Consider the following 14,960-nt stretch of genomic DNA (forward strand, 5'->3'; position numbering starts at 1 on the left):
GAAGCTCTAGATTCTTGTTTTGACGCATTTTCTTCACGCGAACCGGTGTCCACTTCGCTCGAAAACGCTCTACGCCTGCGTAATCAGTTGCGGAAGAATCATTCCATTGGCCTGCGGCACGATCTTCAATCCCTTCTTGTGGATGATCGGCTGCACATACTGGAACAACGGAATCACCTCACCTTCCTCGGCGATGTATTTGTCGACGGCCTTGTAGCCGGCGATCCGCTTGGCTTCGTCCTTTTCGCCCCATAGCGGGCCGATGCGCTCGACGAGGTCCTTGCCCTTCCAGGCGCAATGCGGCGACGGGCCGAACATCGCAAAGCCGGTGGAGGTAGAGGGATCGCCGATCGCGTTGCCCCAGTTGTAGAACGCGGCCGGTGCCAGCGCGTGGCGCGCGCGCAGCTCGAAATGCTGCGCGATTTCGTAGACCTCGATGTTGGCCTCGATGCCGACCTTGCGCCACATCCCGACGATCGCCTGGATCATCTCGTAATCCTTCGGCTTGAAGCCGCGCGTGGTCTGGATGGTGAACTTGACCGGCTTCTCCGGCGAGAAGCCGCTCTTGGCGAGCAGGCTCTTGGCCAGTCCGGGATCGTAGGCGACCTTGATCGAGGGATCGAAGGCGGCGTAGCCCGGCGCTTCCAGGGTCGAGATCGGAACGCCGTAGCCCTTCAAAAGCCGCTCGACGATCGCCTTCTTGTCGATGGCGTGATTGGCGGCGAGGCGGACATTGCTGTCGAGCATCGGATCGATGTCGGTGATGAAGATCATCGCGATGTCGGACACCGGTTTTGTCACGCCGACCAGGCCAGGCTTTGCCTTCAGGCGATCGAACTCCTCGTAAGGAATCTCGAACGTGACGTCCGATCCGCCCGATTCGAGCTCGGCGACGCGGCTGGTGGGATCGGTGACGAATTTGAACACCACGGTGTCGAAGGCGGGCTTGGGCCCCCAATAGCCGGGATGGGCCTTGAGCCTAAGGAACGCGTTGCGCTCGAAGGCATCGACCTTGTACGGGCCGGATCCGATCGGCGCCTTCTCGAAACCTTCGGCGCCGACCTTTTCGAAATAAGCCTTCGGCAGGATATAGCCGGTGAGGAAGGCCATCCATTTGAACAAGGTCGGCTCGAATTCGATCACGTCCCCGGTGATGGTGTTGCCGTCGATCTTGTAGTTGCCGACCTTGGACCAGACGAACTGGATCGGGTTGCCGCCTTTCGGATCGGCCGCGCGCTGCAGCGACCAGACCACGTCCTCGGGCGTCACGGGCGAACCGTCATGCCAGGTCGCGCCCTTGCGCAGATCGAGCGTGATCTTGGTGCGGTCGGCGTTCCAGCCCCATTTCGTCAGCAGCCCGGGCTTGAAGGATAGATCGGGCGCCTGGCCGATATAGGGATCGAAGATGGTCTGATAGATCGACTGGATGGTCGGATTGACCGCTGACAATCCGACGGTCGGATCGAATGACGGCAGGTTGACGTTATAGGCGATGGTCAGCGTCCCCGCCGGCGCGGCTTGCGCCGGGCCGCCGAGCATGCCGGTGGAGAGCGGCAGGGCCGCCGCGCCCGCCAGTTGGAGGACGCTACGACGAGAAAGCCCGGAGGACACCATGACCAATACTCCATCTGCATAGACGCGAACGGCGCCCGGGGCGGGCGCCGTTGATTGATTGCGATTATTTCGCGGCCTTCGGCGCGCTCTCGGCCCAGCGCGCCATCAAATTGTTCGACGGCAGCGTCTCGTCGACGAGCTTCTTCGCCGTCGCGACGCCGGCCACGGGGAGGGTCGCCGGATCGAGCAGCCCGATCTGCACCAGCACCGAGGCCTGATCCCAATAGATGTGCTCGTTGTAGAGCTTGTCGCCGCGGAAGCGGACGATCGCGACCAGCGGAATTTCCACATATTTTCCGGTCGGCGCCACGCCGGGCAGCATCCAGTCGATCTCGATGTCGTGGGTGAAGCAGAACAGCATCTCGTCGACGACCCGGTCGGCGCCGATGGTGCGCGAGATCGGGATCAGCTTGGTGTCCTGCGGCGTCTTCGGGATGAAATGGTTGGCGTAGAAGCGCAGCAGGTCGCGATAGCCGACGCCGCCGGTCATGGTCGGGATGTGGTTGACGTAGGGCTCCGCCACCATCGTCGCCATGGTCTGCTCGGCCGAGCGCGTGCCGAATTCCAGCTCGGTATGCCGGTCCCACAGCGTGGACAGATCGTAATGCGGGCCCAGAACTTTTCGGAACAGCGCGATCGAGCGCGAATGCGCCATCAAGGTCGCCGGCTTGTTGAAGCTGGCGCGCTCGGGCGCGGCGAAAGCATGGTCGCAGCCGGGATAGAGATAAAGTTCGACGTCGGGACGCTTGGCGAAGGCCGCCTTGACCTGCTCGCGCGCTTCAGCGGGCGCGAACTTGTCGAGTTCGGCGAAATGGAACACCATCGGCCCCTTGATCTTCGCGGCTTCGCCGAGATCGGCCTCGATGCCGACGCCATAATAGCTGGCGGCGCAATCAACGTCGGTACGCGCCGCCGTGAGATAAGCGAGCTTGCCGCCGAGGCAGAAGCCGAGCGCGCCGACCTTGCCGACGCATTCGGGCCGCGCCCGCAATACCTTCAGCGCGTCGGCCGCATCCTTGATCGACTGGTTGACGTCGAAGCGCTGGTAATAGCCGAAGGCCTTGTTGAAATCGGCCTCGCTGTAACCGAGCTCGATGCCGGGCTCCATCCGCCAGAACAGATCCGGCGCCAGCACCACGTAGCCTTCCTCGGCATAATAATCGGCGACCTCGCGCATCGAGGAATTGACGCCGAATATCTCCTGCAGCAGCAGGATGCCGGGCCCCGATCCCGACGCCGGAACGGTCAAATATCCCTTGAAGGTGCCGCCATCGGCGGCCGCGATATCGATCCACTGTCCTGTCACGCTACTGACCCCCGTTCGATACGCCCCGCGCCGCGGTTTGCCGCTGCCACTTCATCGTGCTTTCTTAATTGAATTTTTAATGTAAGAATCGCAATTGTAAATAGCATAGATTGAGCAAGGCTTGCCTACGGCTTGAGCGCACGCGACATCGGGAGACCGTTTTGAAGAGGATGCAGAAGACCGCGGTCAGGAAGACCGGCGACACGACGCCCAAGAATCAACCTAACAAGAATCAACCTAACAAGAGCCAACCTAACAAGAGCCCGCCTGCCGCCGCCGAGCGGCCGGGGTCTTGGCATCTGGCGCGCACCGAGACGGAGCGGCTTCTGTCGGATTTCGAGTTCGGGCTGGAGCGGCTGGCGCAGGCCTATTATCGCTGGAAGGCCGCGTGTCTCGCCGCCGTCTGCGACGTGCCGCTCACCGGCGACGACGTGGCGGTGCTCAATGTGGTGCGGATGGGCGATGAACCGAAGCGGCTGTCCGAGATCGGGCAATTGCTCAACCGCGTCGATGTGCCCAATCTTCAATACGCGACCCGCAAACTGGTTCGCGTCGGCCTGATCGAGACCGAGGGTCGCTCGTCGCGCAAGGAAACGCGCTACCGGGCGACCGCGACCGGGCGCTCCGTCACCGAGGCCTACGCGGGCCTGCGCGCCGCGACGTTGCCGCCCATGCTCGACGCGCTGGACGGCTGGGCGGTGAAGTCCGAGACGACGCGTATCCAGCTCGATCTGCTGTCGAGTCTCTATGCGCAGGCGGCGCAGGTCGCGATCACCAAGCGCCATCAGCCCTGAAGGCACGTCTGCGGATGAAGCATCGAAAGCTATTCGGCGGCTCCTGTCTTTGCTGCAGAGCGAAGTGACTTTTCTTCGAATCGTCATCCCGCTCTGTGTTTTTGTTTGAGCATGATCTTTTCGAAAAAACCGGTTCCCACTTTTCCGGATCATGCTCTGAAGATCGCCGCTCATATACCCGAAGCGAATTCATCCAGCAGTTTTGCAAACGCTTCGGGCTGCTCCCATTGCGGGGTGTGGCCGGACTTGTCGATCACCTGAACCGCCTGACGCCACAGTGTGGGGGCGGACAGGCGGCGCAAATAATCGAGATCCACGATCTGCTCCTCGGCGCCGTGCACCATCGCGAGCGGAATTTTGAGCTTGGTGCCCACGAGCGCAACTTCGTCCTGGAACAGGCCCTGCTGCGCGCTTGCGCCGAGGTATCCCCGCGCCGCCCCGTCGGTCTTGCGGAAGTCCGCCTTGAAGAATGGCGGGATCGGGTTGAACTTCGGTGCAAACGCATGCTCGAGCCAGCCATCGACCTCCGCCTCGCCGGGATCCGGCGTGAAAGCGACGTTCGACAGCCCCTTGAAACCGGCAAAGCCGTCCGGCCCCTTGCCGATCGGCGGGGTGCCAAAAATCATCAAGCCTGCAGCCATCGGCAGCGCCGAAGCCGCCTCGAGCACGGCGTGGCCGCCGAGGCTCCAGCCGACGAAGACCGCGTTCTTCAGGTCAAGCTGCCGCGCGATCGCCGCGATGCAGGCCGAATATCCGGCCGCCGAATAGTCCTTTTCCGGATCAGGCGCAGGAGCGGAATCGCCGTGCCCCGGCAGATCGATCGCGATCAGGCGATATTTGCGCCCGAGAGATCCTTCCAGCTGCTTGCTCCAGACTCTCGACGACGACGAATTGCCATGGATGAGAACGATCGGGCGGCCGGTGCCCTCGCTCTCATAGGCGGCGATGGTCTGCTGGCCGACCTGAAGCCGCAACGGATGTACGCCCGGGCCCGGGAAGGTGTTTTCGCTCATGTCTTTCCCCTATCAACCTTGTTTCATTCTTCGACGGCGAGATCGTCTGCATCAAATCACAGAGAATCCATGGGTGCCGTCGCGCCGGAGCTGGTCGACCAGGCCGTATTCCCAATCGAGATAGGCCTGCATCGCGCGGGCATCGACATCGGTGCCTTCGTAGGGACGCCGGTAGCGCTGCAACAGATCGGGTTTTGGCAAGATCACCGGCGGCCCGACCTCCAGCGCGCCATCGTAGCCGCCTTCGAGCACGCAGGTTTCAAATCCCATTTGCGCGAGCCACGACGCGGTCATGTCGGCGCGCACACTTCTGTCGTCGGTCAGGAGAATACGTGCCCCGCGCACCGGCGCCGCCATGTCGATCTCCTGCACCAGCTGCCCGCCCGGGTAGTGGCGAAAACCTGCGACATGGCCGGCCGCGTAATCCAAGGCATCCCGAACGTCGAACCGATAGAGCGTGCGGTTGGTCTGCGCCGCGAGTGCGCCCGCTTCCGTCACGCTCAAATGCCGAACGCCGGCGCGATAAGCCACCTCGCGGGCATTGGTCTGCGCACCCTCGAACAGGCCGATCCCGCCGCGCCGGTCGGCGCCATGCTCGAGCCGCTGGTTTGCGAGAGTCCAGCCGATGGTGCCGTTGCGCAGCGCCATTACCTTGTTGGCGACGCCGGCATTGATCAGCGACTGGGTGCCGATGATCGACCGGGTGCGGCCGGCGCAATTCACGATGATGGTCGTCTCCGGATCCGGCGCGATGCGGCCGGCGCGCAGCACCAGTTCCGCGCCGGGTACACTCACGGAGCCGGGAATGTTCATGGTGACGTATTCGTCGAAGCGGCGGACATCGAGCACCGCGATATTGGCCTTGTCCGCAATCAGGTTAGCGACTTCGTCCGCGGGCAAGGACGGCGTGTGCCGTCGCTGCTCCACCAGCTCGCCAAACGCCTTGGCGTAGGAATTCACGTCCTGGAACAGTTCATAGCCCGCGGCCTGCCAGGCTTGCAGTCCGCCGTCGAGCTGGCGAACATTGGTGTATCCCAATGCCGCAAGCCGATCCGCAGCCTGCGGGACCAGCCCTTCGCCCGCGTCATAGAGGACGATCGGCACGTCTGTGCGGGGCAGCCGCATTTCGGCTTCGAGCGCGATCCGCTCCGCCTGCATGTTGGCGGCAAACAGCGGATGGCCGGTCGCGAAAGCAGCCTCGTGCCGCACATCGAGCAGCGCGATTTCGTCTTGCAGCAGCAGCGCGCAGCGGACTTGCAAGGGCGTGACGGAGGGTACGGTCATGGGATGGGCGGGCTCGATGAGGATGGCGGCTAACCTTGCACGGTTGCGGCTGCCGATTCAACTCGAGAGCGAGATGCACGTCTGGTCCAATTTTTATTGGGGGGGTTTCTCTCGTCATTGCGAGCGCAGCGAAGCAATCTAGCTTTCTTACTTGCCGGGCTATGGATTGCTTCGCTTCGCTCGCAATGACGGCGAGACAAAGATTCGCGATCTCGCCACGCCTTGCGCGCGAGGTTTGGCCGGTTCGTTCCGCCCTCTGCAAACAGAGGGCGCAGGGAATGCCGGGCGTCCGATGCGCCCGATAGCCGCGTGTGCAACGGTAGTGGTAGAACGCACACGCGTTAGTCAGGTCACACCGGGAAACACCCGGCATTCCCCGCGCAATGGTTTTACGGCTTATGTCGTACTCTCCCCGGCGATCGGGCTTTCTTGTCACCGTCATCCCTGAGAAGCTTGCTTCTCACGAACTTGACGCCGGCGTCGAGGCGTCAGGACCACACGATTTTGCCGTCCGCAAGATCAGCGCTCTCGTCTTTAGCGCTCCTTGCGTCCATCGCATCCCGCTCCAACGTCCGTGACGATCGCGAAACGCCCCTCTCGGTGGGACGGGATGGCGCGCGTTATAAGCTGATTTGCTTCTTCGGAAAATCAGAATATTTTTGCAAAAGGGGCTGGACAGGCAAATCAGTGATTTGCCCGACGGGTGCGTTGGCGGCACGAGCCAAGGCAATTGCAAGGCAATTGCTCGTCGCGCGGATCAACCCGGCTCGACGCGCTGCGGCTCTGACTCAACACCCCGTCCTGTCCCGACGACATCGGGACCGCGGCGGCCCGTGTTGATCTTTGCCGCGCCATCGGCACTGACCGAAGACGGGCTGCCGTCCCGCAAGTACCCGCCGCACACACAATTTTGTTCGTGATTCGCTGTGAATTATGACAGGATTACTACAGACGAATGTCAGTTCGGTAAAATACGGAGCGGTCCATGAGTCTGGAATGGCGGGCGCGGCCAAGTTCCCTGGCCTGGTCGAATCCCCTGGCCTGGTGGTGGAGCCTGCTGACCCTGGTCAGCGGCGCCAATATCGCGGTCTGGTTCGTGCTGTACCGCCAGCTCCACGAACAGCGCATTGGCGGCCTCGGCAGCTCGTCCACCATCGAGCTCATGCTCGTGCTCTGCGCGGCCTATGTGTTCGGCTGCGCCTTCAGGTCGTTCCTTCCGCGCGCGGATGTGCAGCGGATCTGCCTCTTCGACACCTGGCTGTCGAGCGTCGTCGTCGGCCGGTCGGTGGCAACCGTGGCCGAGGTCTGCTTCGCGGCGCAGTGGGCGATCATCCTGCACCAGCTCGGCACCATCACGGAAGCGGACACCACCTTGAACGCCGCGTGGGTAATCGTGCCGTTGATCCTGATCGCGGAAGGATTTTCATGGTATGCGGTGCTGACCACCAAGTACTGGGGCAACGCCATCGAGAATTCGATTTGGGCCGTCGCCTTCTTCATCGTCGGGATCGGGCTTTGCCGGCTGCTGCCGGAGTTCGATGGCATAGTCCGCGTCGTCCTCGCCGTCGCGATCATCGGGATTGCGGGTTATCTGGCGTTTCTCATGACCATCGACGTCCCGATGTATCTAGGCCGGTGGCGGGCCAAGGTTGCCGATGGCAGCAGCCACCTGCGGCCTCTCGAGGGCCTCTGGGACGTGAGCACGCGCTGGATCGTGACGCATGACCTTGCCGAGTGGAAGGACGAGATTGCCTGGATGTCGCTTTATTTCAGCGCGGCGGTCTGGGCCAGCCTCGCGCTGTGCGTTTGCTGCTCGCTCGAAGGTCATCTGCCGCGCTATCGAACCGAAGCGACGATCGCAAGCTCGCCGTCGAACCCGTCGGCCGTGGCCAGCAAGCCGCCCCCGGTAGCGATCCGCCCCGGCGCCTAACGGAATCCCTGCAGTCGTTTCACCGGCTGCGAGCGAACCGGCCGGGTGGGGGCATGAGAGCCCGCATTGTCCGGGCTGCTCGCTGCGTCGAGCTGCAGCCACGTCTCCAGCATCTTCGCTGTTTTTCGATCGCCTTCGATCTTCACGGCATTCCCGGCTACGGCACGCCATCTCCGTCGGCCGAGAAAAACGGCGATCCAGTCGCGGATGTCGCCTCGAAGGAATGAGGTCGACGGCAAATCCGGGGTCCTTGACACATACGTCGACGCCGTGGGGTTCGACTACCAGCCACATGATCCGGAATTTGGTGCGGCTTGCCGGCACACCCGAGAACTCGAAACGCAGGGCAACGCGGCGCCCGGGCAGCGCATCTCGATCGATTCGCTTGCGCAAGCCCCACAACAGGAGAGCCGGATCGAGATCGGAAGGTTCGATCCGCTCGGACGTGTGCCGCAGGCCCCAGCGGCCGAGCGCGTTCATCACCGCGCCGAAATCCTCGCCGGCGGCCGTGAGCCAATACTCCCGGCCATTGCCTTGCGCGCGCGACCGCCGCTCGACGATGCCGTTCTTCTCCAGCTCGCGCAGCCGCGCCACCAGCACGGCCCGGGAAATCAGCGGCACGCCGCGATGAATGTCGTTGAAGGCATGCATGCCGGATATCAGCTCGCGCAGGATCAGCGGCGTCCAGCGCGCGGCAAACACCTCCGACGCCTTCGCGACGGGGCAGAACTGGGCATAGCGGATCGACATGCAATCCATATAGCCACCGCGCGCCCGCTTTCCAGTACGAAAAACAGACTTGGCGGGCATCGCCACCGGACCAAATAACTCCGTGACGCGGCAACCGTCGGAGGTCGCGCGGCGATTGCGCGGACGCAATGCCGACAACACAAATGGAGTTTTGCAATGACCGATTTCGTCCTGGTTCACGGTGCATGGCAGGGAAGCTGGTGCTGGGCGCGCGTGCGGCGCCTGTTGGCGCAGCAGGGTCACGGCGTCTTTACGCCGACCCTGACCGGCCTCGCCGAACGGTCCCATCTCCTGACTCGCGAAGTCGAACTCGAAACCCACATCGCCGACGTCGCCAATCTCGTGGCCTGGGAGAACTTCCGGGACATCGTGCTGGTCGGACATTCCTATGGCGGCGCCATCGTTCGTCATGTCGCCGACCGGATGCGCGACCGCATCCGCTCGCTGATCTATCTTGATGCCTTCGTGCCCGAAAACGGGAAGTCCGTCCTCGAATATCTGCCCAATGCAGGCCGGGATCTCCGCGACCTCGCGGTTCTGCACGGCGGGGGCTGGAAGGTGCCGCCGCTTTCGGCCGCGGCCCTGGGCGTCAATCCCGCCGACGCGCCGTGGGTCGACCGCCAGAGCACCATGCATCCGTTATCGACCATCGAAGTGCCCGCGCGGATCGCGGGCGCCTGCGACAGCGTGGAGGACATCGGATTTATTCTGGCGCGCGGCCGTCAGAACAGCCCTTTCGCGCAATTCGACGCCGTCGCGGAACGTCGCGGCTGGTGGCGCGAACAACTGGCCTGCGGTCACGAAATGATGCTGGACATGCCGAATGAACTTACAGCATTGCTGCTGAAGCGAACCTAGGGAGCGAAATGAGTTTTGATTGAGTATCTCCACCCGCGACCTGTTCACCTCTCGTCGGCGGGGAAAGGTCGATTTGCGCAGCAAATCGGGTGAGGGGGCGCAGCTCCAATGAGAGACCTTAACCCCTCACCCGGCGCTACGCGCTTGCCTCTCCCGATGGGAGAGGCAAGCGGAGCCTGGGGCGGATAGATTGATCCCGCCAAAACCCATCATGCGTCGGGAAGCGAGGCTACGCCGCCCGGACGGTCGCGAGGAAACTCTCGACCTCCTGCTTGAGGCGCTCGGACTGCTTGGCGAGTTCGCCGGCCGAACCGAGCACCAGTTCGGCGGCTGTTCCCACCTGGCCCGAGGCCTGCGTCACGCCGGTGATGTTCTGCATGACGCCCTGGGTGCCCTGCGCGGCCTGCTGCACGCTGCGGGCGATTTCCTTGGTCGATCCATCCTGCTCCTCCACCGCGGCAGCGATGGTGGTGGCGATCTCGTCGATCTGGGCGATGGTGGCGCCGATCTCGCGGATGGCGCCTGCCGTCGCCCCGGTGGCGTCGCGGATCGACTGGATCTGGTCGGCGATCTCCTCGGTCGCTTTCGCGGTCTGGGTCGACAGCGCCTTCACTTCGCTGGCCACCACGGCAAAGCCCTTGCCCGCCTCGCCAGCCCGCGCGGCTTCGATGGTTGCGTTCAAGGCCAGCAGGTTGGTCTGTGCGGCGATGTTTTGAATGAGCCCCATCACCTCGCCGATCTTCTGCGTCGCCTCCAGCAATCCTTCCACCATGGTGTTGGTGCGGCCGGCCTGGGCCACGGCGCTCTGCGCGATCGATGACGAGTGAACGATCTGACGGGAGATTTCCTGCCCCGACGTCGAAAGCTCCTCCGCCGCAGCGGCCACGGTCTGCACATTCGCCGTGGTCTGCTGCGCCGCCGCGGCAACGGTCGTGCTCTGCCGCGTCGTCTCCTTGGCGATGGCCGACAGCGATTGCGCCGAATGCTGCATCTCGGCGGCGGCCGAAGCGGCGCCGGCGACAATTCCGCCGACACTTTTCTCGAACTCGCTCGCGATCCGGTTCATGGCCGATTTGCGTTCCGCCACGGCGCGCGCCGACGCCTCCTCCCGCTCGGCACGGAGACGTTCGGCGTCCAGCAGCCGAGCCTTGAAAACGGCCAGGCTGCGCGAGATATGGCCGATTTCGTTGCGATGCTCGGTGAACGGGACCTCGACGCTCAGGTCACCTTTCGCCAGGCCGTCCATCACGCCGCATATCGCACCGAGCGGACGAACCAGGCCGCGACCGAGCGCGAAGGCGGCCAATGCCGCGACCAGCAATCCAGCCAGACCGCCCGCCGCGATCCAGATGGCGCGCTCGAACACCACCGCGTCGATATCGTCGGTATAGACGCCGGCCTGGATCGCGAGCATCTTGTCGCCCTCGCCATAGCCGCCGGCATAGCTGAGCTTCGGCAGCTCGCGACCGCCCGCCGCTTTCGGCACCTGATATTCGAGGAAACCACCGCCCGCGCGGGCCTTGCCGACGATATTCTGAATCAGCAGCTGGCCCTGATTGTCCTTGTAATCCCAGCGATTGACATTGATGTATTTCGGATTGGCGTGGACATGGGTCACGCCGGCATTGCTGCTGCCGGCGCCGTAGACGCCGATATAGTCGGCGGATTTACCCCAGCGCATGGCGCCGATCGCATCGAAAGCAAGCTGCCGCGCTTCCTCGACCGGGATCTTGCCGGCTTTGGCTTTTTCCTCGTAGGTCGACAGGATCTTCTTCGCGGCCTCGACCAGATCGAACACCTTGGTCCGGCGTTCCTCGATGACGGTATTGCGAAGCACCATTACTTGCGCGGCTAGCGCGGCGACGAAGACAACGGTCAAGACCGCGATGATCATCGCAAAACGATTGTAGACGGTAAGGTGTCGCATGAGGCGGGCCTTCCTGGCAGAAGTGATCGGCAACAGTATCGCTTTACCGGTTAAGCCTTTATTGAGAACGATGCACAATCAAACCCGGAGGGGAATCCCGACGCCTGCCGTATGATCTCCGGCGCGGCTTGCCGCCTTTTTGACGCTCTTGGACCCTAACTCGGCTTGGGTTCGGGGTTGGGGACGTCGGCATCGACCGCATGGCGGCGTGTTTCGGGGGACAGTGGCGGGCATGCAGTTCAGGTCGGAAGGTAGGTCGCTGCGGAAACTCTGGGTCCGTCGCTTGTTCGGTCACTTGGCCCTTGGCACAATTCTGGTCCTGACCGGCGGCGCGGCACATGCCCAGAATCTGGATCAGGGCAAATCGGCTGCCAAGCTGTTTGCGGATGGTTGCTCGTCATGTCATCGCAGCCCCCGCGGGCTTGCCAAGGGCCGCTTTCGCCTGACGCTGTTCCTGTTCCTGCAAGACCACTATGCGACCAGCTCCAGCTCGGCCTGGGCGCTCACCTCTTATCTGGAATCCCTCGATGGCGCACCGCGCGGCCGGTCGCGTAGTGCCGCGGCGAAGCCGTCATCCCCGGCCAACAGCTCGTCGCGGTCCGCGGCTCGCCCGCCTGCATCGGTGCCGGAGCATTAGTTCAGCGACGCGCGAAGGGACGGGATTCCCCCCGTCATCAAAGCACCTTCGCCTTGACGAACAGCGCACGCACGGCGTCGGTCGCGGGCACGGTCAGAATTGCATTATCGGCGGCGCCCTGAAGCCACCTGACGGCGTCGGCGTGCAACGAACGGAATTCCATCCACTCGACCGAACTGAAATTTGTCAGGAAACGATAGGCCTGGCCGACGGTCGAAATCGAAACCGTTTTCCCGTTCAGGCTGATTTCGAATATCGTTCGCAGCGGCGTTTCGGAATTGGATGCATCGCTCATGACTGCGTGTTTGAGCGCTGGGCGGCCAGCGTCGCGCCGCCCAGGCTTGGGACGACGACGAGGCGATTGATCTCACCGTCGCTGAAGGCCTTGAGGAACCGATCGTAGTTCCTGATCGAGACGCAGCCGTTCGAATCGCCCTCGGGGCCCAGCATGTAGCTGTGCGCGAGCAGCCCGGAACGCCCGTTGGTGGAACTACCCTCGGCGGGGATCATGCGCAGCGCCTGCACGCCGTGAAACAGCCGCTCGCGCGGCTTCAGCTCATAGACGGCCGGCGGTGTCGCGCCGGCGTTCGGCACGCTGACGTGGTCGGGATCGTCCTTCAGGCCGCCCATCCCCGAATGCGCCTCCAGGCTCAAGCCGTTCGGCAAGTAAACGGCGTGGGCCGAGATGTCGTAGACCGCGGTGAGATTGTCGTAGCCGCGCGACGCCAGATCCGGCCCCTGGCGAAACAGCCCGCCCTCCGGCGCGAGCGAGGCCAGCGTGACGCGCCCCGGCAGCAGGTCGGACAGTTTTTGCAGGAGCGTGCGGTCATCCGACCGGGGTGCGTTGTCGACCTGAGCCACGGCCGATCCCGGCGCTGCCAGATCGGCGGTGGCCGGACGAGACCTCGGCAGGGGAATGCCGGCCGGAGCCGAAGTCCTGTTCTCATCGGCCTTGCTGTCATCGGTCTTGTCGTCATCGATCCTGCCCTGGTCGAGGCTGGCCTGATCGACAGGTCCGGCGCGCCAATCCCGGGACATCAACCGCCGGGCCAGCGCGCCCCTGGCGAGGCGGACCTTCAAATCGACCGTGGACTCGGACAGCGAAGCAAAATGATCGTCGAAGGAGATGCGATCCGGGCCTTGCGGTAACGCCGCCGAGGCCAGCGCCGTGGTTTGATCGGAATCCGAAAGCCAGGCTGCCGCGCCGAGCGCCACCGCGAGCGCAGCACAAACCAGCATAGCCGTCTCGGACCGACCGATGCGGCGGCGCGACAACAGCCCGTCAGCGATTGCGGCGTCGAAAGCCATCAAGTCCCCAAAGCCAATAACCCCGAAACCCCGATCACCTCCGGGGCGCCCAGCCCCCGAGGATTCGTCGACTACCCGGTATCCTATCATGGCTAAAAGTGCGGCATAATCTAGACAAAAGAGGGCATCGGACCTGTCCCGCGATTGAAAGGTGGTCCGGCCAGCGGTACCGCCCGGCCAGACCCCCTCCATTCCGCCTGGATTCGCAAGCCGTGCCGGCGAGGACCGTGCTTGCCGCGGCCGGGACCATCTCGATCGGCGGCCATTTTGATCGGTTTTTGACCAGCCGCGCGCGACGCCAGCCTAATCCTTCGCCTCGTCGGTCATGATCGGCCCGAATTGCTGCCAGTGCTCGCCGTCGAACTTCACCATCTGCAACTGCTTGTTGACGCGATAGTCGGTCGGCGAGGTCGAGACGGTGATTCCCGGCAGCAGCAAATCGAGCTCCACCTTGTTGAGACTGGTGGCCTGCTTCATCACGTTCTCGCGGGTGAGGTCGTCGCCGCACTGCTTCAGGACCTGGACCATGAGCTGCGCGGTGATGTAGCCGTAGACGCTCAGGCTCGATCCCTTGTCGCCGTCCGGATAGTATTTCTGCATGAAGTCGAGGTAGCGCTGCATGCCGGGATCGTCCTTCGCGGCGGCGGCCTCAGACGGATCCTTGACATAGCCGACGCTGATGATGCCCTTGGACGCTTCGAGGCCGGCCGGCTTCAGCACGGCGCTGACCGTGTTGGCGTTGATGTCCACGATCTGCACGGGGTGCCAGCCGAGCTCGGCGATCTTCTTGATCGCCTGCGCCGCCTGCTTGGGGGTCGAGGCGCTGAAGACCAAATCCGCGCCGGCATCCCTGATCTTGAGGATCTGCGAATCGATGGTCGGTTCGGTCAGTTCGTAGGAAATTTCCGACACGATCATCTTGGCGGCCTTGTCGCCGAGGCCGGCCTTGAGGCCGTTGAGATAGTCCTTGCCGAGATCGTCGTTCTGATAGAGCACGCCGATCTTGGCGTTCGGATGCTCCTTCAGGATGTACTGGCCGTAGATCCTGCCCTCGACGAAGTAGCTGGGATTAAAGCCCATGGTCCACGGAAAGGCCTTGGGATCGGTGAACTTCGCGGCACCCGTGGCGGCGAACAGCTGCGGTACCTTCTTGCCGTTGAGGTATTTCAGCACGGCGGCGTTCGGCGCGGTGCCGATGATCTGGAACGTGAGCAGCACCTCGTCGGCCTCGACCAGCTTGCGCACCTGCTCGACGGTCTTTGGCGGACTATAGGCGTCGTCGTACTGGATCAGGTTGATCTTGCGTCCGTTCACGCCGCCCTGATCGTTGATCATCTTCATGTAGGCGGCCTGGGCCTTGCCGACCGCGGCGTAGGCCGAGGCCGGTCCCGAGAACGGCACCGTCTGGCCTATCTTGATTTCCGTATCGGTGGCGCCTGCATCGTATTTCTTCTGCGCGTGGGCGGAAGAGATCGACAGCGCGACCGCGATCGCCGTCGCCGTCGCCGTCCAGTTGAAGAATGTATCCCTCATTGCGTT

General features: G+C 63.3%; 11 protein-coding genes and 1 pseudogene. 3 read left to right on the forward strand and 9 right to left on the reverse strand.

Translation table 11 applies throughout. From position 1 onward, the window contains the following. Positions 1–69 precede the first annotated feature (69 nt). Together B5525_RS06260 and B5525_RS06265 are read right to left on the reverse strand one after the other, a co-directional pair. A complete protein-coding gene (locus B5525_RS06260) occupies positions 70–1,614 on the reverse strand; it encodes an ABC transporter substrate-binding protein (RefSeq protein WP_079565228.1) in 1,545 nt (514 codons plus the stop codon). A gap of 64 nt (positions 1,615–1,678) precedes the next feature. After that, entirely contained in the window at positions 1,679–2,920 is a 1,242-nt protein-coding gene (locus tag B5525_RS06265; RefSeq protein WP_079565229.1) for a dienelactone hydrolase family protein, read from the reverse strand. A gap of 170 nt (positions 2,921–3,090) precedes the next feature. Between B5525_RS06265 and B5525_RS06270 the strand changes: the two genes are divergently transcribed. Then, positions 3,091–3,714 (forward strand): helix-turn-helix domain-containing protein, encoded by a 624-nt coding sequence (locus B5525_RS06270; RefSeq protein ID WP_079565230.1) that lies wholly within the window; start codon positions 3,091–3,093, stop codon positions 3,712–3,714. A gap of 170 nt (positions 3,715–3,884) precedes the next feature. Here the strand turns inward: B5525_RS06270 and B5525_RS06275 are convergent, their stop codons facing one another. Beyond that, positions 3,885–4,727 carry an alpha/beta fold hydrolase gene (locus B5525_RS06275; protein WP_079565231.1) on the reverse strand — a complete coding sequence of 281 codons (843 nt, stop codon included), beginning with the start codon at positions 4,725–4,727 and terminating at the stop codon, positions 3,885–3,887. A 51-nt stretch (positions 4,728–4,778) separates the two neighbouring features. Beyond that, entirely contained in the window at positions 4,779–6,011 is a 1,233-nt protein-coding gene (locus tag B5525_RS06280; protein WP_079565232.1) for a rhodanese-like domain-containing protein, read from the reverse strand. Positions 6,012–6,996: 985 nt separating this feature from the next. On the opposite strand from B5525_RS06280, the gene B5525_RS06285 reads away from it, so the two are divergent. Further along, positions 6,997–7,941, forward strand: a complete 945-nt coding sequence (locus B5525_RS06285) for a hypothetical protein (protein WP_079565233.1) — start codon at positions 6,997–6,999, stop codon at positions 7,939–7,941. 501 nt (positions 7,942–8,442) lie between these two features. Here the strand turns inward: B5525_RS06285 and B5525_RS47720 are convergent. After that, a pseudogene (locus B5525_RS47720) lies at positions 8,443–8,751 on the reverse strand (winged helix-turn-helix transcriptional regulator); the annotation flags it as partial. A gap of 96 nt (positions 8,752–8,847) precedes the next feature. On the opposite strand from B5525_RS47720, the gene B5525_RS06295 reads away from it, so the two are divergent. Then, positions 8,848–9,549, forward strand: a complete 702-nt coding sequence (locus B5525_RS06295; RefSeq protein ID WP_079565235.1) for an alpha/beta fold hydrolase — start codon at positions 8,848–8,850, stop codon at positions 9,547–9,549. 229 nt (positions 9,550–9,778) lie between these two features. Here B5525_RS06295 and B5525_RS06300 read toward each other — a convergent pair whose 3' ends face one another. The 4 genes from B5525_RS06300 to B5525_RS06320 form a co-directional block, all read right to left on the reverse strand. Beyond that, the gene (locus tag B5525_RS06300; protein WP_079565236.1) at positions 9,779–11,476 is read right to left on the reverse strand and encodes a methyl-accepting chemotaxis protein; all 1,698 of its coding nucleotides are present in this window, start codon (positions 11,474–11,476) and stop codon (positions 9,779–9,781) included. A gap of 674 nt (positions 11,477–12,150) precedes the next feature. Further along, entirely contained in the window at positions 12,151–12,408 is a 258-nt protein-coding gene (locus tag B5525_RS06310) for a hypothetical protein (RefSeq protein ID WP_079565237.1), read from the reverse strand. After that, entirely contained in the window at positions 12,405–13,421 is a 1,017-nt protein-coding gene (locus B5525_RS06315) for a DUF2778 domain-containing protein (RefSeq protein ID WP_154073092.1), read from the reverse strand. The genes B5525_RS06310 and B5525_RS06315 overlap by 4 nt, the downstream gene beginning before the upstream one ends. A 303-nt stretch (positions 13,422–13,724) precedes the next feature. Beyond that, positions 13,725–14,954 (reverse strand): ABC transporter substrate-binding protein, encoded by a 1,230-nt coding sequence (locus tag B5525_RS06320; protein ID WP_079565238.1) that lies wholly within the window; start codon positions 14,952–14,954, stop codon positions 13,725–13,727. Positions 14,955–14,960 lie beyond the last annotated feature (6 nt).

Source organism: Bradyrhizobium erythrophlei, assembly GCF_900129505.1.
Lineage (GTDB): Bacteria > Pseudomonadota > Alphaproteobacteria > Rhizobiales > Xanthobacteraceae > Bradyrhizobium > Bradyrhizobium erythrophlei_D.